Here is a 21,567-nt window from a genome sequence, read left to right as displayed (position 1 = left end):
TTGATTTTGCTGTGTTTTGTTGCCGGATGCGGGTAACGGATACCCGGATAAACCGTCTGCCGTGCAATAATTGCCGGGTCGAGGCGCTTGCTCCCCATCGGCTTATTGTGTTTGTATCAGGCCATGAAAATTTCAGACATAAGTTCAGGAAAGGCGATTGCCCGAACCGGGAAGACAAAGAAGTCTTCGGGCAAGAGCGGCCTTTTTGCCGAGCGCCTGAAGGAAGCGGCGGGGGCCGCCGAAGCGCCCGAAGCGGTGGAGCCGACATCGGTCGCCAATATCGAGTCGGTTCTTGCCGCCCAGGAATCGCCGAACGCCACCGACCAGCGCTCTCGCGGGCTTACCATGAATTACGGCGACGGCATTCTTGATTCCCTGGAGAATATCCGGCGCGACGTGTTGCTGGGGTCGGTGCCGAAGGAAAAACTGGCCGGACTGGCGCAGACGATGCGCGCTCACCGCAGCAAAAACAACGACCCGAAGCTTAATGAGATCATTAACGAAATCGAACTGCGCGCCGAAGTGGAAATAGCCAAGCTGACCTGTAATATTTTAAAGTGATATAACGCCCTGAGGTCTCTTAAACCCCTCTTGCGGCGAAACGTCTTCACCCATATATTCCGCAGCGATAATTGAACCGGCTTTAGGGGTGTAGAAAAGAATGCCTGATCCGCAAACTCCTCCGATATTGATCTCTCCTGATTACCGTCCTTCAAAGAAGGAACCCTTTATGAATCCCCAGATGCAGGAGTACTTCCGCCGGAAGCTTCTCGCCTGGCGGGCCGGGCTGGTCAGCGAATCAAGTGAGACGCTGCAACATCTTCAGGAAGGCGGAGTGATGGAGCCTGATATCGCCGACCGCGCTTCCACCGAGACGGATCGTTCCTTGGAACTGCGCACACGCGACAGGGCGCGCAAGCTGATCGGAAAAATCGATGAGGCCCTGGAGCGCATCAATGACGGCTCGTACGGGTATTGTGAGGAAACGAATGAACCGATCAGCCTGTCGCGTCTGGAGGCCCGTCCCGTAGCGACGCTGGGCATTGAGGCCCAGGAACGCCACGAGCGCATGGAAAAAACTCACCGCAACGATTAATCAAAGAGCCGGTCATGCCCTCGGAACTACCCGCTTGGACCCTAAATGAGCGAAACCGAAGAACAGCGACACGCCGCCAAAATGGCCAAGAAAAAAGCGGCCAGAGACAGGATGATGGCGGCCAAGGATGAGAGCGGGAAAGGCCTGTTGATCGTCCATACCGGCGCCGGCAAGGGAAAATCCACCGCCGCTTTCGGCATGGCGATCAGATGTCTCGGCCATGGCTTCAAGGTGGGCGTGGTGCAGTTCATCAAGGGAGCGTGGGACACCGCCGAGCGCAAGGTGCTGGAAGGCTTCGGCGACCGAATCGATTTCAGGGCGATGGGCGAAGGTTTCACCTGGGAGACACAGGACAAAGCGCGGGATATAGCCGCCGCCGAAGCGGCATGGAAGGCGGCCGCAAAAATGATTGCCGACCGTGAAAACCGCATGGTGATCCTGGACGAGCTTAACGTGGCGCTGCGCTATGGCTATCTGGATCTGGACGAAGTGCTGGCGGCGATCAAATCCAGGCCGGAAAGCACTCATGTGGTGGTCACCGGACGGGGGGCGCCCGACGGCTTGATCGAAGCCGCCGATCTGGCGACTGAAATGAAAGCCCTCAAACACCCGTTCCGCTCCGGCGTCAAGGCCCAGCCGGGCGTGGAGTTTTAACAGTTGACAAATTCTATGTCTTGCAACCCACTGGCGTCGGCTTTTTGTGCACAGGAAGTTGCCCCGATGAAACGAATTATTCCGCTTTTTGCCGTTCTGATCGCCGCCGCCGGCTTGATGTCGTGCGCCGATATCAATAATGACCCGGCCATCCTGCCCCAGGACTTGATCAAGCGGGGCGTTGAGACGGTCACCCGTTTCAATGAATTGCCGGAATTGAGGGGGTTCAGCAAACATCTCCCCGGCGCCGCCGCCGTCGTTATCCTGCCGACCGTGGTCAAGGCCGGATTTATCGGCGCCGCCGAGGTCGGTCACGGGATGTTGCTGGCGCATAAATCCGACGGTAGCTGGAGCCATCCCGTTTTTTATACCCTGGCGGCGGGAAGTTTCGGCTTGCAGATCGGCATCCAGGACACCGAGGTCATTATGATAGTCCGTAGCGAGAAAGCCTTGCAGTCGATCATTGAGCATCAGGGCAAACTCGGCGCCGACGCCGGCATCACCGTCGGCCTGTTCGGCGCCGGGGTGGAGGCGGCCACCACCACCAATGTAAATGCCGACATCCTGGCCTTCGCCAACGCCAAGATCGGCCTGTTCGGCGGCTTTTCCCTGGAGGGATCGGTGCTGACGCGACGCAATGACCTGAACGAGGCCTATTACGGCGTCGGCGCTTTGCCGCGATCAATCATCGAGGGACTTAATTACGCCAATCCCAAGGCCGATCCGTTGAGGGAGGCCCTTGGCGGAAAATAGCAAACGGCCCGCCCGCGCCCTGATGTTCCAGGGCACCGGCTCGGACGTCGGCAAGTCCCTGCTGGTCGCCGGTCTATGCCGGGCCTATGCGCGCCGGGGCCTGTCCGTCCGCCCCTTCAAGCCTCAGAACATGTCCAACAACGCCGCCGTCACCATTGAAGGCGGCGAGATCGGTCGCGCCCAGGCCTTGCAGGCCCGCGCCTGCGGCGTCGAGCCGTCGATCCACATGAACCCGGTGCTGCTCAAGCCGACCTCGGAGACAGGCGCTCAGGTAATAGTAAGAGGAGTCGTTGAAGGCTCGGCCGACGCCCGTGACTATCACGCTCTCAAGCCGAAGCTTATGCCCCAGGTGCTGGAAAGCTTCTCGATCATCAAGGAACAGGCCGATCTGGTGCTGGTCGAAGGCGCCGGCAGCGCCTCCGAAGTCAATCTTCGCGATTCCGACATCGCCAACATGGGTTTTGCCGAGGCCGCCGGGGTTCCGGTGGTGCTGATCGGCGACATTGATCGCGGCGGGGTAATCGCCGCTATCGTCGGCGCTCACGCCCTGATGAGCGATAGCGAACGGGCGCTGACCAAAGGCTACATCATCAACAAGTTTCGCGGCGATGCGTCGCTGTTTTGCGGCGGCCATAAGATCATCGCCGAACGCACCGGGTTTGAGTCCTTCGGCATGGCCCCCTTTTTCGCCCAGGCCCGTCTGCTGCCCAAGGAAGACGCCATGGCGCTGGATAACGAACAGCGGCCGGCGGCGAAAGGAAATGCCGTCAGGATCGCCGTGCCGCGCCTTGCGCGCATCGCCAACTTTGACGACATGGACCCCCTGGCCGCCGAAAATGACGTCGATGTCAACATTATCGAGGCCGGCGACGCCCTGCCCGGCGACGCCCATGTCGTGCTGCTGCCCGGCACCAAGGCGACCATCGCCGACCTGAAATTCTTATGCGCCCAAGGCTGGGACACGGACATCCACGCCCATGTCCGGCGCGGCGGTCTGGTGGTGGGGTTGTGCGGCGGCTATCAATTGCTGGGCAACAAGATAAGCGATGCCGACGGTCGTGAAGGTCCGCCCGACGTCAAGCCGGGACTCGGCCTGTTAAACGTGGAGACGATCATCGGCGGCGACAAGACTCTCTGCCGCGCCAACGGAAATGAAATATCCTCCGGCGAAGCCGTCCACGGCTATGAAATACATCTGGGGCTGACCGAGGGGCCGGATCGCGCCCGCCCTTGGTTCATCCTCGACGACGGACGGGTTGAAGGGGCTATCTCTGAAGACGGCTTGGTCATGGGCAGTTATCTGCATGGCCTGTTCGCCGCCGACGGCTTCCGTCACGCCTTTCTCGGGCGCATCCGTCAGGAACGCCTTCATGGCCGTTTATACGAAAAACGTATAGATCAAACCCTGGACGCCCTGGCCGATCATCTGGAAAAACACCTGAATCTCGACCGTCTGCTGGAAACGGCGAGATAGGTCAATGCAGTCCCGGCCCGTAGCGGATCATGGCGATGGCCGCCACCCACATGGCGTTGATCAGGCAGGCTACGACATAAATATATAGGCATCGGCTGATGTCCTGGGGGGCGGCCTGGGTGGCGCCGTCGCCGATCCATGGGTCATCGACGATGTGTTCAGCGTAGCGTCTGGGACCGGCCAGCGCCAGATCAAGCGCCCCGGCCATGGCTCCTTCCGGCCAGCCAGCGTTGGGCGAACGGTGTTTGCCGGAATCCCTGAGCATCACCTTCAAAGCGGCGAACGGCTTGGCCGAGGGCGCAAAGACCGAGGCGAGGACGATGAACAGGCCGGCCAGCCTTGCCGGAATCAGGTTAAGAATATCATCGAGGCGCGCCGCCGCCATGCCGAAAGCGCGGTAACGCTCGGTCTTATGGCCGATCATGCTGTCCATGGTGTTTACCGCCTTGTAGACAAGCAGACCGGGAAAGCCGAACAGCACATACCAGAACACCGGCGCCACCACGCCGTCGCCGAAGTTCTCGGCGCAGGACTCGATGGCGGCGCGGGCGACTCCGCAACCGTCAAGTTGATCGGTTCGGCGACCGACGATATGGGCTACTTCCTTACGCGCCGATTCAACCCCTTCCTCCGCCAGCGCCTTATCGACGGCGTACACATGGTCATAAAGGCTGCGCTGGGCGAGCAGGGCGACGACCAAAAACAGCTCCAGCGTCCAGCCGAAGTCATGATGCTGGGTCAGCCAGGCGACTCCCCATCCGATAACGGCGCAAAGGCCGACTACGGAAATCGTAAGAAAAAAACCGCGCACGGCGCGGTCCATATGGCTGCGATTTTCACGGTTAAGCTTGATTTCCATGGCCTCGACCAGACGACCGATGACCACTACCGGATGAGGTATTCTACGGAACACCGGACGCATCTCGCCGACACAGGCTTCGACGCCAAGCCCGATCAGAAGCAACACCAGCGGATCAAATCCTTTCCCGCCGGCAAGGCCGAAGGTAACCATGGCTCCGAGAATGGGTGTCTTAAAGCCTTTCGTCAACGGGAATGGTGTTGTCCTGCGATTACTTGAGCTTGATCGACTCTTTAGAGCGTGTTTGAATGCGTTATGGAGCTTGGCGGGCCGTGCGGAGAGAAAACATGAGTAAACCGGTAAAAAATGTCGAGCGGCGGCTGGTCTACCGGATGATGATCCGCTGGCGGGAGGCGCGCGGCGCCGTGGAAATTCCGTCTCTGGAGGAGATGTCTCTCCAAAATATGGAGCGCATCTGGCCTGATGTGTTTATCCTTTCCAAACTCGACGATGAGGGCGGCCCGGTTTTTGAGCGTGTGGGCGAGTCCTTTTCCGGCGACGGCGGCGCCGCTCTTGTCGGCAGACCCGTCCTTGACGCGCCCGAGGACACCCTTATCGGACAGGCGTTGGCCGATCTGGGAAAGGTCCTGGAGATGAAGGTTCCCTTCACCCATGACGGTAAGTTCGTCAACAAAGCCGGGCAAACGGTCCTGTTTAGAAGCATCATCATGCCTATCAGCGAGACGCCCGGAGTCATTGACCGTCTGATGTGCGCGGCCAACTCCAAGGTGAAGTAATATAACTGAGAAATACGGTTTACCGGAGTATCGGAATGGCGCAGGAATCATTTGAAATTTATGCCTTCAAGGATGGGAACTGGTCCATCGATTCCGTTCATGACAAAAAAAATCTGGCAGTCAGCCTGGCCGTTACATTGTTAAGCAAAACGGACAAAACCGCCGTCCGCGTCGTCCAAAAGACCGGCAATGGCCTCAACGGCCAGGTCAAAGCCGTTATCATCTTCAAGGAATCGAGCGAGGACATCAGCATTTCGGACAAGGCGTGGGAGGACTCCATCCGTAAAAAGAAAGAGGCGCGCCTGAAAAAAGCGGCGGAAGAAGCGGCCGGCAAGGCGATGGAAAAAAAGATGGCCGTTATCAGGGCCACCAGGGAGAAAACCAGGAAGTTCTACATAAAAATCTTCAAGATAATCATTATTATCGGCGTGGTTTCAGGCGTTTTGATGGGCGGGATTTACTACATGCTTGATTATTTGGGAAAACTTTAAAAAACCTGTATAGTCCCATTTTATAATGTTCCGCCCGGAGGCAATGACCAGGCGGCGACCGAACGCTCGAAGGCAAGGACCAAGCGCCATGAATGATGCCGGCAAAACGGCGGTGATGATCTGCGGCCACGGCAGCCGCGATGTTGAGGCCATCGCCCAGTTCAATACTCTTTCCGGACATATCAAGAGACGTCTTCCCCGTTATGACGTGGAAAGCGGCTTCCTGGAGTTCGCCCGCCCGGTGATCCGCGACGGACTGGAAAAACTGAAGGCGCGAGGCGCAAAGCGTATCCTATGCTTACCGGGAATGTTGTTCGCCGCCGGTCACGTCAAGAACGATCTGCCTTCCGAAGTCAACGAGTTTGCCGCCGACAACCCCGGCATTGATGTGCGCTACGGTCGCGAGCTGGCCGTAGACGCCCGTCTGCTGAAGGCGGCGTCGGAACGCATCGAACAAGCGGAAAACTTGGCGTCCGCCATTGTTGAACGCAAAGACACCCTGTTGATGGTGGTAGGAAGAGGCACCAACGACTCGGACGCCAACGCCAACGTCAGTAAGGTGGCGCGGATGCTGTGGGAAGGCATGGGCTTCGGCTGGGCTTGCGTCAGCTACAGCGGCGTCGCCTATCCCCTGGTCGATGTCGGGCTGGCCCATGCGGTAAAGCTCGGCTTCAAGCGAATCATCGTTTTTTCCTACTTTCTGTTTACCGGCATTCTGGTCAAGCGCATTTATGTCTGGGCCGACGAGGCGGCGGCGGCCAACCCGGAAATTGAGTTCATCAAAGCCGGATATCTTAACGATCACCCGCTGCTGATCGACTGTCTGGTCGAGCGCGTCGATGAAATGCTGACCGGCGACAACACCATGAACTGCCGATTATGCAAGTACCGCGAACAGATCATCGGCTATGAAAGCGATGTCGGCGCTCCTCAGGTCGGCCATCATCATCATGTGCGCGGCATCAGCGGCGATGACCATCATCATGACCATGACCATGACCATCATCACGATCACCATCACCACGGGGACAAGGGGTGAAAACGGTTCATGTTCGACTATATCCGTGATCCGCAGGAGATTTACCGGCGTTCATTCGCCGCCATCGGCGAGGCGGCGGAGCTTGGCTCATTTCCCGGCGACATGGTCGCCGTCGCCATGCGGCTTATTCACGCTTCGGGCATGACGGATATCGTCGGGGATTTAAGGTTCTCTCCCGGCGCCGCCGAGGCGGGCCGCGCCGCGTTGAAAGCGGGAGCGAAGGTGTTGGTGGACGCCGAGATGGTGAGAACGGGAATCATCAAGCGCCGCTTGCCTTCCGGCAACGAAGTGATCTGCACCCTGAACGATCCGAAGACATCCGCTCTGGCTGAAGCGCAGGGAACCACCCGTTCCGCCGCCGCCGTCGGGCTGTGGCTCGATCATCTGGAAGGGGCGGTGGTTTCCATCGGCAACGCGCCGACGGCGCTGTTCAGGCTACTGGAACTGCTTGCCGACGGCGCGCCGCGTCCGGCGCTGATCTGCGGCTTTGCCGTCGGCTTCATCGGCGCCGCCGAATCCAAAGAGGCGCTGATCGCCCACGCCGGGGACATTCCGTTCATCGCCCTGCGCGGACGGCGCGGCGGCAGCGCCATGGCGGCGGCGACGGTCAACGCCATGGCCGGAGAAGCGTAATGATTCCCTGGCTTTTTGTTATCGGCCTCGGCGAGGACGGACTTGAAGCCCTAAGCCCGGCGGCGCGGGCCTTGATCGATTCCGCCGAAGTGCTGGTCGGCGGCGAACGCCATTTGGCGAAGATTCCCGCAGGCAAGGCGGAACGCATCAGTTGGCAGGACGGCTTTGCCGCCGCTTTGGACAAGATCGAAGACAGGCGCGGACGCCGGGTCGTCGTGCCGGCTTCCGGCGATCCCTTTTGCTACGGCATCGGCGCCGCCCTGACCCGGCGCTTCAAGATCGAGGAAATGATCGTCATGCCGGCGCCGTCGGCTTTCAGCCTCGCAGCGGCCCGCCTCGGCTGGTCGCTGCCTGATGTAAAGACCTTGACTCTGCACGGGCGACCGTTGTCGGGTCTTAACTTGTTTATCGCTCCCAACTTCAAACTGTTGATCCTCAGCAGGGACGGCGCCACCCCCGCCGAAGTAGCCGCCTTGTTGGTTGAACATGGCTACGGCGACAGCCTGATCAGCGTGCTCGAACATATGGGGGGCGCGGCGGAGCGGCGGCTGGAAGGAACGGCGGCAGACTGGAAGCATGATCGTTGCGCCGACCTCAACGTCATTGCCGTCCGTTGTCGGGCCGCCGCCGACGCCCGTGTGTTGTCGAGAGCGCCGGGGTTGCCTGATGACGCCTTTGAGCACGACGGCAAGATCACCAAGCGGGAAGTTCGCGCTATTACGCTGGCCAGACTTATGCCGTTGCCCCACCAGACTCTGTGGGACGTGGGCGCCGGATCGGGTTCGGTAGCCATCGAATGGATGCGCGCCGAGCGCACCGCCAAGGCCGTCGCCATCGAGCGCCATGCCGATAGTTGCGCCCGCATCGCCCGCAACGCCGTCAACCTCGGGACGCCCGGCCTGAAGGTGGTGGAAGGCCGCGCCCCCGAAGCGCTCGACGATCTCGGCCCGCCTCCTGACGCCGTTTTTATCGGCGGCGGCCTCGTCGCCGAGGAAGGGATTTTAAAAGTCTGCCTGGACAAGCTCAACCCCGGCGGTCGCCTGGCGGCCAATGCCGTCACCATGGAGGCGGAAGAAAGATTATCGGCGTTCCGAAATGAATACGGAGGCGAAATGAGCCGCATTTCCATTGAACGCGCCGAATCGCTCGGTCGTTTTTCCGGTTACAGGCCGCTGATGACGGTGACCCAGTTCACGGTCACCAAACGATGACCGGCGTCCTGTACGGCGTGGGCGTCGGCCCCGGCGATCCCGAATTGCTGACGCTGAAGGCGCTGATGATTATTCGCGCCGCGCCGGTGATCGCCTATATCGCCTCCGAGCGGGGAGACAGTTTGGCCCGCTCTATCGTCGAAGGACGTTTCGACGGCGAAAAGACAGAAATCGCCATGCCCATGCCGATGCGCGTCGATCCGGCTCATGGCCGGCAGGTTTATGATCGTTACGCCCCCGAAATCGCCGCCCATCTGAAGGCCGGGCGTAGCGTTGCCGTGCTGTGCGAGGGCGATCCTCTGATCTTCGGCTCGTTCATTTATCTGCTGGAGCGGCTGGGCGGTGATTATCCGGTGGAAGTGACGCCGGGCGTCTCCGCCGTCGGCGCCGTCGCCGCCGTGGCGGCGATGCCGTTGGCTTCGCGTAACGATACCCTGGTCGTGGTTCCGGCGACCCTGCCCGAGGCTCAACTGGAAGCTCGTCTGAGAAACGCCGACGCCGCCGCCATTCTCAAGGTGGGCCGTCATCTGGACAAGGTGCGCCGGGTGCTGCGACGTCTGGCGATGACGCAAACCCGTTATGTGGAGCACGCCGGCATGGCGGGCGAGCGGATATCGGCGCTTGACGAGGCCGGAGATGCGGCGCCCTATTTCTCGATGGTGCTGGCCCGCAAGGGGGGAACAGCCGGCGCCGTCGCCCCGCCGCCGGAAGGCGCGGCGCTGACGGCGCTCACTCCGGGCGGCCTGGAGTTGGCGCGCCGTCTTAGGGAAATTTTGCCGGGGTCGCGCCTTCACGGCCCCGAAGGATCAAGCGACGTTGATGTGACTTTCAGCGACGCCGCCGCCCATCTCAGAACATTATTTACGCAAGGGACGCCCATTGTCGGCGTCTGCGCCGCCGGGATTCTGGTGCGTGCGCTGGCGCCGCTGATCGCCGACAAGCGAAGCGAGCCTCCCGTCGTCGCCGTCGCCGTTGACGGCTCGGCGGCGGTGCCGATTCTGGGCGGCCATAACGGGGCCAACCGTCTGGCCCGGGCCATCGCCGACGTCACGGGAGGAATCGCCGCCATCACCACCGCCGGCGACGCCCGCTTCGGACTGGCCGTGGACGACCCGCCGTCCGGCTGGCATTGCCTTAATCCGGAAGCGGCGAAAGGGATCGCCGCCGCGTTGCTGGCCGACCTGCCGGTGGGACTGACGGTGGAGGCCGGGAATGCCGGATGGCTGACGGAAACCGGGGCGCCCTTTGCCGAGAACGGCGAGTTGTCGGTGATTGTCACTGATCGCGTTGTTGAACATCCGGGAAACAATCTGGTCCTGCACCCCCAAGTGCTGGCCGTCGGCGTCGGTTGTGAACGCGACGCCGATCCGGCGGAACTTGTGGAACTGGTTGAGAAAACGCTGGCCGACGCCGGGCTTTCCGCTAAAGCCGTGGCCTGTGTTGTCTCCATCGATCTGAAAGCGGACGAAAAGGCGGTACATGCGGCGGCCGATTTCCTCGGCGTTCCCGCCCGCTTCTTCACCGCCGACGAACTGGAAGAGCTGACGCCGCGCCTCGCCAACCCTTCCGGGGCGGTGTTCAAGGCCGTCGGTTGTCACGGCGTCGCCGAGGCGGCGGCGCTGGCGGCGGGCGGCCCGGATTCGGCGTTGGCCGTCGGCAAGAAAGGTTCCCGACGCGCCACCTGCGCCGTTGCCCGCGCCCGTGACATTATTAACCCGACATCGGGCCGTCGCCAGGGGCGGCTGACGGTGGTCGGCATCGGGCCGGGCAGCGCGGCATGGCGAACGCCGGAGGCGACCGAAGCTATCCGCGAGGCCGATGACGTGGTCGGCTACGGCCTTTATCTGGACCTGATCGGCGATCTTATCGTCGGCAAGACCCGTCATGAATCAAAAATGACCCAGGAGGAAAAACGGGCGCGCAAGGCCCTTGATCTGGCCGCTGAGGGAAAATCGGTGGTTCTGGTCAGTTCCGGCGACGCCGGCATCTACGGCCTGGCCTCGCTGGTATTTGAGTTGCTGGAGCGCGAGAACAAGCCCGAATGGAACCGTCTGGCGATCTCGGTGGTTCCCGGCGTCTCGGCCCTGCAGGCGGCGGCGGCGCGCATCGGCGCTCCCATCGGCCATGATTTCTGCACCATCTCCCTGTCCGACCTGTTGACCCCTTTGGATGACATCAAGCGCCGCTTGCAGGCGGCCGCCGACGGCGACTTCGTAGTCGCTCTTTATAATCCGGTATCCAACCGCCGCCGCACCCAGTTGCCGGCGGCCCGCGAAATCCTGCTGACCGCCCGCCCCAAGGAAACGCCGGTAGTGCTGGCCCGCAACCTGGGACGCGAGGAGGAAACCCTGCGCACGATTACCCTCGGCGAGTTGACGCCTGACCACGCCGATATGCTGACTTTGGTGCTGATCGGCAACAGCCGAACCAAAGCGATTAAACGCGGCGTCAACCGATGGGTTTTCACGCCGAGGGGTTATGCAAAGAAGATGCTCTAACCCCGCCGGCACAACTCATTCGGCCTTGAATTTATAATTTTCATGGCAGGCCATACATACGGACAATTGCTGATCGAGGCGTTTTAACAAGGCGTCCTTGCCCTGCGGGGCGGTCAGCGCAATTTCATCGAATCCCTGATGGGCGGCCTTGCCCATTTGCTTGAAGTCGAGAGGCATCTTGAGAATCAGCGCCGGGTTTTCGTGCTGCATTCGGGAGATTCCGCTTTCGGCGGCGACGCGGGCGACATCTTCCATGTTGCCGTCGGCCATGGCGCTGATGATCCCTTGAATGCTCCCCAGCATTCCGCGCATTTCGCCGAGGATATGATCTCTCTCCGCTACGCTCAGAACCACGGCGGTCCTGCCGTCGGCAGCCGTCTCGGTCTGCCCCCGGATAATCATAAAAGCAACAAGGGCGATGGTGACGCCCCACAAGGCGATGGCGGCAAGCGAGACTTTATGGCGTTTCATTAAATGTTATCCTCGTGATCAATATATACATAGTTTATCATACATCGAAGCGCCGTTCGGGAGATAGGCATGAGCGTTAATTGTTGCAGCGGCGGATGCGCGGCCTCCGACAAGATCAGCGCCCGCTTCAAAAAAGCGCTATGGATAGCCCTGGTCATCAACGCGGTCATGTTCGTGGTCGAGATCGTTGCCGGGGTGATGGCCGGATCGTCCTCGTTGCAGGCCGACGCGATTGACTTCCTCGGCGACGCCGCGAACTACGGCGTCAGTTTGTTTGTGCTGGGGATGTCCCTTCGCCGCCGGGCCATGGCGTCGGTTCTGAAAGGGGCGACCATGGGAGCGTTCGGATTGTGGGTGGTCGGCAACACCATCCATCATCTGATCTCCGGCACGGTGCCGGAAGCCGAGGTCATGGGGCTGGTCGGCGTCGCCGCCCTCATCGCCAACGCGACGGTTGCAATCATGCTCTATGCCTTCCGCGACGGCGACAGCAACATGCGCTCGGTATGGATTTGCTCGCGCAACGACGCGCTCGGCAACATCGCCGTCATGGCCGCCGCCGGCGGCGTGTTCGCCACCGGTTCGGGCTGGCCGGACTTCGCGGTGGCGGGCGTTATGGCCTCGCTGTCTTTGAGCGGCGCATATCAGGTGCTCAGGCACGCAATCGCCGAGCTTCGATCAGTCCCGGCTCCCGCAGAATAAATAATGATATTCTCGTCGTTGCTTACGGTTCGGCAAGCTGATAGTGTCCGCGACGTTTTTCCAATACTGGGCTTGAAACGATGAAGATCAACGGAAATGCCGTCCGTCCGGGGATGGTGATTGAACATCAGGGTCGCTTGTGGCGGGCGGTTAAAATTCAGCACACCCAGCCCGGCAAGGGCGGGGCCTACCTACAGGTGGAACTCAAGGATATTCTTTCCGGCACCAAGCTGAACACGCGGTTCCGCTCGTCGGAGTCCGTAGAGCGCGTCAGTCTTGACCAGAAAGAATATCAGTATCTTTACAGCGACGGCGACGCGCTTACCTTCATGGACAACGAAACCTATGATCAGATCACATTGGATTCCGGCCTGCTCGGCGAGGACCAGTTGCCGTTCCTTCAGGAAAGCATGATCGTAACCATCGAAAGCCACGGGGAGAATCCTTTGAACATCCAGTTGCCCGACACGGTAATCCTGAAAGTGATGGAAGCCGACGCCGTGATCAAGGGCCAGACGGCGTCTTCGTCCTATAAGCCGGCAGTGCTTGAAAACGGCGTCAGAACCCTGGTGCCGCCCCATATCGAGGCCGGGACCCGCATCGTTGTCAATACCGCCGACGGTTCCTACATGGAACGGGCAAAGAGTTAGTGCATCGTCAATCCCCCCTTATCAACGTAATGTCCGGCGCGGCGCGCAAGGCGGCGCGTAAACTGGTGCGCGACTTCGGCGAGGTTGAAAATCTTCAGGTCTCAAAAAAGGGGCCTGCCGACTTTGTGTGCGCCGCCGATAAAACCGCCGAAAATGTCATTCGCATCGAACTGAACAAGGCGCGGCCCAACTTCGGCTTTCTGTTGGAGGAAAGGGGAGAGATCGTCGGCTCGGACACTTCCAATCGCTGGGTCGTCGATCCCCTGGACGGCACGACGAATTTTCTGCACGGCATCCCTCATTTCGCCATATCCATTGCTCTTGAACGCGACGGCGAGCCTTTTGCCGGGGTTATCTATGAGCCTGTGCACGATCAGATGTTTACCGCCGAGAAGGGGCAGGGAGCGCATTTGAACGGTCGCCGCATCAGGGTATCCAACCGTCATAATATGGATGAATCCCTGTTCGCCACCGGCATTCCCTTCAAGGGCGTGCGCGATCACCCCCTTTTCCTGAGACAACTCAAGGCGGTGATGGCGGTTTCCGCCGGGGTGAGGCGCTTCGGTTCGGCGGCGCTTGATCTGGCTTATGTGGCGGCCGGACGCTATGACGGCTTCTGGGAGACCGGACTTAAGCCTTGGGACATCTCTGCAGGCATCATAATTGTGCGTGAGGCCGGCGGCTTCGTCAGCGACATAGAGGGCGGCCAGGATATGATGTCCGGCGGTTCGATTCTGGCCGCCAATGACCCTTTGCACGGGCCGTTGGGGAAAATTCTCCGCGAATCGGCAAATGAAAAAAAAGCCGCGAAAGACCAGAAAGCGGAATAATTAATGCTCTCTAACCTCTCTGAATGCGCTATTATCAGGCAAATAGGTTGTGCGCGGGGCGCCCCTTGGCTATTTTCTTCAAAATCTTTTAGAATTGTTAATGGTCGGTGTTGTGAAGTGTCGGCAATGGTCAATTTGAATTATCGGGGGACCGGCATATGAGAAACCTCCGTCGCTTAACTCGTGTTATCGGGTCATGTGCGGTTGCCGCTTTCTGGGCGGCGCCGGCGCTGACGGTAAGCAAGGCTTACGCGCAGCAGTATCCTTATTTCGATACGTCGGACCCCAATGTCGTTATCGACTTGGGCGTTATCCATGACGGGGGCTTCGGGGCGAAAACTTTCGTCCCCGGCGCTTTGCCGTCATCGGGCGGCGGACAATCGCTTTTGTTTCCGGGGGTGGATTTCCCGGTTTCAAGGGTTATCGCTTCGCCCGGCGCTGAAAGAATTCAGCTCAAGAGGCCCGATTCCGGCGTCGCCGACCAATCAGGCAATCCCACGGAAACAGGCATGGCCCCGCCGCCTAAAAAGGCGCCGGCCAAACCTTTAGTCGCCAAGAGCATGGATCTTCCGCCGCCGCCGACAGATGAACCGGAGCCGGCGAGGAAGAGCGGCAAGCCGGTAAACATAGCCCCGGTAAACGTCGCTTCGGAAAGCATGGACAAAGCGCCGCCGCCTCCTCCCCAGATCGCTGTCCCGACAATAGCGCCGCCGCCTGCGCCGATTGTTGCCGCCAAGGCTCCGCCGCCGTTGCCGTCGTCCTCCGTGATCAAGGCGCCGATGCCGCCGGCGCCGTCCTCCATGATTGAGAAGACTCCACCGCCTCCCCAAACCGCAGCGCCGACAATAGCGCCGCCGTCGCCTCCTCAAATCGCCGCGCCGGTAATCGCGTCGCCGCCGGTTAAGCAACAACAGGCCTCTCTCCCCGCCGCCGGTTCTCCGTTGGCGCTGGGACAAGTCATGCGGGTGACATTCAGTTCAGACGTTACCATGCTGCCTGTCGAAGCGAAGGGCGGCCTCGATTCCCTGGCGGCCAAATTGAAGGAAAAAGAAGAACTGCGCCTTCAACTTCTGGCCTATGCCGGCGGCGGAGGACTTTCCGCCAGCAAAGCCCGAAGGTTGGCGCTGTCACGCGCCCTGGCGGTGCGGTCCTATCTGATCGAGGCCGGCGTTCGCAGCACAAGAATCGATGTGCGTGCGCTCGGGGATAAGGCCCCCGACGAGCCGATGAACCGCGTCGATCTGAATATCATTGATCGTTGATGATTTAAGGTCCTAACCTCCGGAGGCAATTTCCGCCATGGCTCTGCCGAGACGTTTTCTCGTCCGGATGATTATATTCTTTATGATCGTGGTGACTGTGTGCGGCGTTCTGTACATGCCGCTGAAGGGGGCGTTCATGTCCAACGCCCCGCTTAACGGGTTGATTCTCGGCGTATTGCTGTTGGGGGTGTTTTATAATTTCCGCCAAGTGACGATGCTTTACCCGGAGGCCGCGTGGATCAATAACTTCCGCAATCCTCAGACAGGCCTGTCTCATCACAAGCCGCCCAAACTGCTGGCGTCGATGGCGAACATGATGGGCGGGCGCAAGGACAAACTGAAACTGTCGGCCATGTCCATGCGCTCGCTGCTGGACGGCATCTATTTTCGCCTTGATGAATCCCGCGATCTGTCCAGGTACAATATCGGATTGTTGATCTTTCTGGGCCTGCTGGGGACTTTTTGGGGGCTTCTTGAGACGATCTCATCAATCGGCAACGTTATAAGCGGGCTGTCGGCCGGCGGCGATGTCGTCGATATGTTCGGCAAATTGCAGGACGGCCTGAAGATGCCGCTTCACGGCATGGGAACGGCCTTTTCCACATCGTTGTTCGGTCTTTCCGGCTCCCTGATCCTCGGCTTTCTGGATTTGCAGGCGGGACAGGCGCAGAACCGTTTTTACAACGACCTGGAGGAATGGCTGTCGAGCCTGACCAGGCTTTCCGGCGGCTCATTATCCGGGGACGGCGACCAGTCGGTCCCGGCTTACGTTCAGGCGTTGCTTGAGCAGATGGCGGACGGCCTTGAAAACCTGCAACGCACATTGATCAAGGGCGAGGAAAACCGCGTCTCGGCCGAGCACCGGATGATGGAGCTTGGTGAAAAGGTGGGGACGCTGACCGATCACATGCGCACCGAGCAATCGCTGATGATGAAGATGGCGGAAACCCAGGTGGAGACCAAGAACGTTCTGGTCAAACTTTTTGACGGCAGGGGAACGGCGCGGGCCGACGGGCTTGACGAGGCGACGCGCACCCATATCCGCAACCTGGACGTCTACATGGCGCGACTGCTTGAGGAGATGAATTCCGGGCGCAACGAAATTATTCAAAGCCTGCGCAGCGAAATAAAACTGCTGGCGCGCACCATCGCCGGCGTCTCTGAATCCGCCTCTCCCGGCAACTCCGACCGCTAGGAGCGCGGGTAATGGCCACCCTTGCCCGTCGTTCGCCGCGCGCCACCAATATCTGGCCCGGATTCGTCGACGCCCTGTCGACGCTGTTGATGGTAATCATCTTTTTGTTGATGATTTTCGTGCTGGCGCAGTTCTTTCTGGGCCAAGCCATCGCCAGCCGCGATCAGGCGCTGAAAAGGCTTGAAGGTCAGATCAGCGAACTGGCCGGCCTGCTGGCCATGGAGCGCAAGAATGCCGATGACCTGCGGCTCAACGTGACCCAGCTTTCCGATGAATTGCAGGCTTCGGTTATCAAGCGCGACGAACTCAACGCCTACGTCGGTTTTCTTGAAAGCAAGGCGGAGAGCAGTCTTGCCGAAGTCGTCAAATTAAGCGGAGATCTGGCGGCCCTGCGGGCGCTCAAGGAGGAGATGGAGACAAGGATCGCCGAGATGTCGGGCAAGCTCGATCAATCACAGGCGGCGGTGATTGAGGAAAAGAATATCTCGGAAAGCGCCCGCGCCCAGGTGGCGTTGCTTAACAAGCAGATGGCGGCCCTGCGCGAACAACTGGCTCAATTGTCCGCAGTTCTCGATGCGGCCGAAAAGAAAGCCGAGAGCCAGGACGTGCAGATCGTTTCCCTGGGCAAGCGCCTGAACGCCGCGCTGGCCGCCAAAGTGCATGAGCTGTCGCGTTACCGCTCCGAATTTTTCGGTCGTCTGCGCGAGGTGCTGGGCGACCAGAAGGACGTAAGGATCGTCGGCGACCGCTTCGTCTTTCAATCCGAGGTGCTGTTCGCCAGCGCCTCGGACCAGCTTGGCGAAGAAGGCAAGGTGCAGCTCGGGCGGCTGGCCCAAACCCTGTTGGAAATATCCGCCAGGATTCCCGAAGGCATCGACTGGATACTCCAGATTGACGGGCATACCGACAGGGCGCCGATTAAAACCGCCAGGTTTCCCTCCAACTGGGAGCTTTCCTCGGCCCGCGCCATTTCGGTGGTGACTTTCCTTGTCGGACAGGGGATTCCGCCCCATCGCCTGACGGCGGCCGGCTTCGCCGAATTCTATCCGCTGGATGATCGCAAGGATGAAATCGGAATGCGTCGCAATCGTCGCATCGAGTTGAAACTCACCCAGCGCTAGGCCGGCTTTCTCAACATGTTGATTCTGTTCCTTATCGTCTTCATCGACCTTGTCGGCTTCGGCATAATCATTCCGCTTCTGCCTTTCTATGCCGAGCATTTCCAGGCATCCCCGGCGACGGTCGGGCTGGTGATGGCCACCTATTCGCTGACCCAGTTTCTGGCGGCGCCGATGTGGGGGCGGATGAGCGATCGCCTGGGGCGGCGTCCGGTGTTGCTGATGACTCTGGCCGGAGCCGCCGTTTCCTACATATGGCTGGGCATGGCCGAAAGCCTGTGGACGCTGTTCGCGGCGAGGGCGTTAGGCGGCGTTATGGCCGGCAACATTTCGGCGGCCTTCGCCTATGTGGCCGACGTGACGACGCCGGAGAATCGGGCCAAGGGCATGGGGACGATCGGCGCCGCCTTCGGCCTCGGCTTTATCGCCGGGCCGGCCATCGGCGGCGTACTCGCCGGTTCCGATCCTTTTAACGCCGATTACCAGACTCCGGCGTTTGCCGCCGCCGCATTATCTACCGTCGCCCTAATTATGGCCGCGTTCATTCTCAAAGAATCTTTGTCTCAGGAAATACGCAGCCGGCTGGCGGCGAGCGAGCCGAAAAAACGTCTGCGCTATTTTATCGAAATCCTGTCGCGGCCCAGGGTAGGGTCGTTGATTATGCTGTCCTTCCTTGCGGTATTCGTCTTCGCCGGGCTGGAGACCACTTTCGCCATGTGGACCGAGCGCCGCTTCGGCTGGGGGCCGGAGCAGAACGGCTATATGTTCGCCTTCGTCGGCCTGATGGGCGCCGTTATCCAGGGAATGTTGATCGGTCGTTTGGCGGGCGTCTTCGGCGAGGCGCGGCTGATTGTCCATGGAGCGGTGGCGCTGGCCGTCGGCGTCGGGATGATCCCCTTTGCCCATTCGCTGCCGCTGCTGGGGGTCGCCATGATCATCGTCGCCTATGGTTTCTCCATAATCACGCCGTCGCTGAACAGCCTGATTTCGTTGCAGGTGGGAGAAGACGAGCAGGGCGGAGTAATGGGCGTTGCCCGCTCGGCCACCATCCTGTCCAGAGTGCTCGGCCCGGCCTGGGCCGGGGTTCTGTTTTCTTTTCTCGGCAGCGATTGGCCTTATTACGCCGGATCGGCGGTAATGATCGTGGTCGCCTTCCTCGGGGCGAGGGCCTTGAAGGATGGCGACTAAATATCGTCTCGATCAGTTGCTGGTCGAACGCGGCCTGGCCGAAAGCCGGACCAGGGCGCAGGCGCTGGTCATGGCCGGAGCGGTGTTCAGCGGCGGCAAGCGTCTTGATAAACCGGGGCGGCAAACGGCTGAGGATGCTCCGCTGGAGGTGCGCGGCGGCGATCACCCCTGGGTATCGCGGGGCGGCGTCAAGCTGGACCATGGGCTGAATCATTTCGCCATCGACGTAAACGGCCTGACGTGTCTGGACATCGGCGCTTCCACGGGGGGATTTACCGACGTGCTGTTGAGTCGCGGCGCCGCCAAGGTCTATGCCGTCGATGTCGGCTACGGCCAACTGGCCTGGAAGCTCAGGAATGATGATCGGGTGGCGGTGGTGGAGAAGACCAACGCCCGCTATTTGACCGCCGCGCAGATTCCCGATCCTGTTTCCATGATCGTTTGTGACGCCGGTTTCATCGGCCTGGAAACGATCCTGCCGGCGGGCATGGCCCTGGCCGCGCCCGACGCTTGCCTGATCGCCCTGATCAAGCCGCAGTTCGAGGCCGGCAGGGATAAAGTGGGGAGCAAGGGCGTAGTCCGCGATCCGGTGGTGCACGAGGAAGTATGCCGACGCATTCACGGCTGGCTCGACGCCCGGCCCGGCTGGACGGCGCTCGGCATAACCGAAAGCCCGATCACCGGCCCCGAAGGCAACAAGGAATTTCTTATCGCGGCGCGGCGCAAGCTACCCTAACGGGCAGGTGGCGTCCCGCCCTAAAGAGAACAAATCGCTCCCCTAGCGGGTGTTCCCAACTTCACCCTCCGCAAACATCCTTACCGAGTCCGGTTTCCGTTCGTTATCTGTTGTTTTTAAAGGGACGGAAGCCCTCCACTGTTGCACACGGGGATATCACGATGAGCAGCGACAAAAAGGCAAAATCCAGGATGAAAGCCGGAGCCGCGCAGGATGATTCCAAATTGCGCATGGCGACTATTTACATCATGGGCAAGCTTTATCACGTTCCCGCTGAAGCGACGATCATGGGGGCTATCGAATATGCCGGTCAGCAGATCATACGCGGCGCCGGATGCCGGGAGGGTTATTGCGGCGCCTGCGGCACCATCTATCGTCTTCCCGGCGATTACAAAATTTATTCCGGACTGGCCTGCACCACCCTTGTCAAGGAAGGCATGATCGTTACCCAGATCCCGGCCTTCCCCGTCCAGAAGGCGATCTATAATCTTGAGGATCTGGAACCGACCGTCGCCACCATCCAGAAGATTTATCCCGTGGTTTTCCGCTGTGTCTCATGCAACACCTGCACCAAGGTGTGTCCGCAGGGACTTGAGGTCATGGACTATGTGAACGCCGCCATGCGCGGCGATATCGAATCGCTTATGGACCTGTCGTTCGATTGCGTCTGCTGCGGCTTGTGCGCCATGCGCTGCCCGGCCGAGATCGTCCAGCACAAGGTGGGAATCCTCGGCAAGCGCCTTTATGGCCGCTATCTGCGCAAGGAAAGCCCGGAACTGGCGGTGCGGGTCAAGCAGGTCAAAGACGGCGTCTTTGACAAGGAATATGAAGAGTTGATGGCCATGGGCCATGACAAGCTGAAGAAGGCTTACTACGACAGAGACATGGAATAGTCGGTCCCCGTAAATACTGCGTTGCGCGCATTCAGGAGTGTTAGATGTATCCGGATTACATGGCGGAATCTCTGAAAAAGGTTGTTCAGACCAGAGCCAAAAGGCTTGATCTGGAGAGAACGGGGAATCCGGTCTTCCCGCCGATGAACGCCGAGGAACGCCAGCACGCGCTTGATAATTATCATCCCGACTACAAGAAGGACTCCAAGCGCAAGGTTAATGTCGGCCCCAACAAGGGCGAGATGATGACCTCCGAAGTCGCCGAGATTCTTGAATCCCATTCGTGGGTAAGGCCGGAGCGGGTCGATCTGGACAATCCGCATCATGTAACCGATTTGCTTATCATCGGCGGCGGCGGCGCCGGTTGCGGAGCGGCGATCACCGCCATGCAGCAAGGCGTCAAGTCTTTTATCGTCACCAAGCTCCGACTCGGCGACGCTAATTCCATGATGTCGCAGGGCGGCATGCAGGCCGCCGTCTCGCGCACCGATTCGCCGACCCGCCATTATCTCGACGCCATCGGCGGCGGTCACTTCACCAACAAGCCGGAACTGGTGCGCGCCCTGACCGAGGACGGCCCCGAGGTGGTCAAGTGGCTGGAAGACATGGGCGTCATCTGGGACAAGATGGAGGACGGCTCGATGCAGGCGCTCCACGGCGGCGGCACGTCGAGGAAGCGGATGCTGTCGTGCCGCGACTACACCGGCGCCATTATCATGCGCACCCTGATGGACGAAGTTAAGAACCATCCGAAAATGATAACCTACCGCGAGTTCTTGCCGGCGATAGAACTGATCATGGACGACAAGGGCCGCTGCGCCGGCGCCGTTTGCTACAGCCTCGACACCGAGCAATTCCACGTTATCAAGGCCAAGGCGACCCTTGTCGCCACCGGCGGTTTCGGACGGCTTCATATTCGCGGCTTTGCCACCACCAATCACTACGGGGCGACCGGCGATGGTCTGGTCATGGCTTACCGTGCCGGCGCCAAGCTGCTGAACATGGACTCGGTCCAATACCATCCCACCGGCTCCGTTTTCCCCGAGCAGATCGCAGGCTTCCTGATTACCGAGAAAA

The 21,567-nt window shown here is 60.1% G+C and carries 22 protein-coding genes and 1 pseudogene (1 of these 23 cut by a window edge); 21 read left to right on the top strand and 2 right to left on the bottom strand.

The genetic code is table 11. The features are described 5' to 3' along the window. The first annotated feature begins 111 nt into the window (after window positions 1-111). The 5 genes from A3H92_13300 to A3H92_13280 all read left to right on the top strand — a co-directional run bounded on the left by A3H92_13300 (window position 112) and on the right by A3H92_13280 (window position 3,977). Complete coding sequence (locus A3H92_13300) at window positions 112-561, top strand: hypothetical protein (protein ID OHC76563.1); 450 nt, start codon at window positions 112-114, stop codon at window positions 559-561. Window positions 562-661: 100 nt separating this feature from the next. Further along, window positions 662-1,096, top strand: coding sequence for an RNA polymerase-binding protein DksA (locus tag A3H92_13295; GenBank protein OHC76562.1), 435 nt, complete (start codon window positions 662-664; stop codon window positions 1,094-1,096). Window positions 1,097-1,141: 45 nt separating this feature from the next. Beyond that, window positions 1,142-1,750, top strand: a complete 609-nt coding sequence (locus A3H92_13290) for a cob(I)yrinic acid a,c-diamide adenosyltransferase (GenBank protein OHC76561.1) — start codon at window positions 1,142-1,144, stop codon at window positions 1,748-1,750. 66 nt (window positions 1,751-1,816) lie between these two features. Further along, window positions 1,817-2,503 (top strand): hypothetical protein, encoded by a 687-nt coding sequence (locus tag A3H92_13285; protein OHC76560.1) that lies wholly within the window; start codon window positions 1,817-1,819, stop codon window positions 2,501-2,503. Between the two features lie 22 nt (window positions 2,504-2,525). Beyond that, a complete protein-coding gene (locus tag A3H92_13280; protein ID OHC76591.1) occupies window positions 2,526-3,977 on the top strand; it encodes a cobyric acid synthase CobQ in 1,452 nt (483 codons plus the stop codon). Between the two features lies 1 nt (window position 3,978). Here the strand turns inward: A3H92_13280 and A3H92_13275 are convergent, their stop codons facing one another. Continuing rightward, window positions 3,979-4,989: a cobalamin biosynthesis protein CobD gene (locus tag A3H92_13275; protein OHC76559.1), complete on the bottom strand. Its 1,011-nt coding sequence runs from the start codon at window positions 4,987-4,989 to the stop codon at window positions 3,979-3,981. A 134-nt stretch (window positions 4,990-5,123) separates the two neighbouring features. Here A3H92_13275 and A3H92_13270 point away from each other — a divergent pair, with 134 nt between their 5' ends. From A3H92_13270 to A3H92_13245, 6 genes are all read left to right on the top strand, one after another. Further along, window positions 5,124-5,573 carry a hypothetical protein gene (locus A3H92_13270; GenBank protein OHC76558.1) on the top strand — a complete coding sequence of 150 codons (450 nt, stop codon included), beginning with the start codon at window positions 5,124-5,126 and terminating at the stop codon, window positions 5,571-5,573. 35 nt (window positions 5,574-5,608) lie between these two features. Then, window positions 5,609-6,064 (top strand): hypothetical protein, encoded by a 456-nt coding sequence (locus tag A3H92_13265; protein ID OHC76557.1) that lies wholly within the window; start codon window positions 5,609-5,611, stop codon window positions 6,062-6,064. Window positions 6,065-6,179: 115 nt separating this feature from the next. Then, window positions 6,180-7,103, top strand: coding sequence for a sirohydrochlorin cobaltochelatase (locus A3H92_13260; GenBank protein ID OHC76590.1), 924 nt, complete (start codon window positions 6,180-6,182; stop codon window positions 7,101-7,103). A gap of 9 nt (window positions 7,104-7,112) precedes the next feature. Continuing rightward, a complete protein-coding gene (cobH, locus tag A3H92_13255) occupies window positions 7,113-7,736 on the top strand; it encodes a precorrin-8X methylmutase (protein OHC76556.1) in 624 nt (207 codons plus the stop codon). After that, on the top strand, window positions 7,736-8,947 hold the full coding sequence (locus A3H92_13250) for a precorrin-6Y C5,15-methyltransferase (protein ID OHC76555.1): 1,212 nt from the start codon (window positions 7,736-7,738) through the stop codon (window positions 8,945-8,947). The genes cobH and A3H92_13250 overlap by 1 nt, the downstream gene beginning before the upstream one ends. 719 nt (window positions 8,948-9,666) lie before the next feature. After that, window positions 9,667-11,445, top strand: a complete 1,779-nt coding sequence (locus tag A3H92_13245) for a precorrin-3B C(17)-methyltransferase (protein ID OHC76589.1) — start codon at window positions 9,667-9,669, stop codon at window positions 11,443-11,445. A 15-nt stretch (window positions 11,446-11,460) separates the two neighbouring features. Here A3H92_13245 and A3H92_13240 read toward each other — a convergent pair whose 3' ends face one another. Continuing rightward, window positions 11,461-11,916: a hypothetical protein gene (locus tag A3H92_13240; protein ID OHC76554.1), complete on the bottom strand. Its 456-nt coding sequence runs from the start codon at window positions 11,914-11,916 to the stop codon at window positions 11,461-11,463. Between the two features lie 69 nt (window positions 11,917-11,985). On the opposite strand from A3H92_13240, the gene A3H92_13235 reads away from it, so the two are divergent. From A3H92_13235 to A3H92_13190, 10 genes and pseudogenes are all read left to right on the top strand, one after another. Then, window positions 11,986-12,618, top strand: a complete 633-nt coding sequence (locus tag A3H92_13235; protein OHC76553.1) for a cation transporter — start codon at window positions 11,986-11,988, stop codon at window positions 12,616-12,618. A gap of 80 nt (window positions 12,619-12,698) precedes the next feature. After that, window positions 12,699-13,268 carry an elongation factor P gene (locus A3H92_13230; GenBank protein ID OHC76552.1) on the top strand — a complete coding sequence of 190 codons (570 nt, stop codon included), beginning with the start codon at window positions 12,699-12,701 and terminating at the stop codon, window positions 13,266-13,268. Window positions 13,269-13,297: 29 nt separating this feature from the next. Beyond that, the gene (locus tag A3H92_13225) at window positions 13,298-14,098 is read left to right on the top strand and encodes an inositol monophosphatase (GenBank protein OHC76588.1); all 801 of its coding nucleotides are present in this window, start codon (window positions 13,298-13,300) and stop codon (window positions 14,096-14,098) included. A gap of 158 nt (window positions 14,099-14,256) precedes the next feature. After that, entirely contained in the window at window positions 14,257-15,360 is a 1,104-nt protein-coding gene (locus A3H92_13220) for a hypothetical protein (protein OHC76551.1), read from the top strand. Between the two features lie 37 nt (window positions 15,361-15,397). After that, window positions 15,398-16,555: a flagellar motor protein MotA gene (locus A3H92_13215; protein OHC76550.1), complete on the top strand. Its 1,158-nt coding sequence runs from the start codon at window positions 15,398-15,400 to the stop codon at window positions 16,553-16,555. Window positions 16,556-16,566: 11 nt separating this feature from the next. Further along, window positions 16,567-17,676, top strand: a complete 1,110-nt coding sequence (locus A3H92_13210; GenBank protein ID OHC76549.1) for a hypothetical protein — start codon at window positions 16,567-16,569, stop codon at window positions 17,674-17,676. Window positions 17,677-17,691: 15 nt separating this feature from the next. Further along, complete coding sequence (locus A3H92_13205; protein ID OHC76548.1) at window positions 17,692-18,861, top strand: hypothetical protein; 1,170 nt, start codon at window positions 17,692-17,694, stop codon at window positions 18,859-18,861. After that, complete coding sequence (locus tag A3H92_13200) at window positions 18,851-19,597, top strand: hemolysin (GenBank protein ID OHC76547.1); 747 nt, start codon at window positions 18,851-18,853, stop codon at window positions 19,595-19,597. The genes A3H92_13205 and A3H92_13200 overlap by 11 nt, the downstream gene beginning before the upstream one ends. 191 nt (window positions 19,598-19,788) lie before the next feature. Continuing rightward, window positions 19,789-20,490, top strand: coding sequence for a 4Fe-4S ferredoxin (locus tag A3H92_13195; GenBank protein OHC76587.1), 702 nt, complete (start codon window positions 19,789-19,791; stop codon window positions 20,488-20,490). Window positions 20,491-20,534: 44 nt separating this feature from the next. Next, window positions 20,535-21,567: pseudogene (locus A3H92_13190) on the top strand (fumarate reductase); it runs 638 nt beyond the window's last position.

The organism is Rhodospirillales bacterium RIFCSPLOWO2_02_FULL_58_16, assembly GCA_001830425.1.
GTDB lineage: Bacteria > Pseudomonadota > Alphaproteobacteria > Rhodospirillales > 2-02-FULL-58-16 > 2-02-FULL-58-16.
This window is presented reverse-complemented; position numbering and strand designations above follow the sequence as displayed.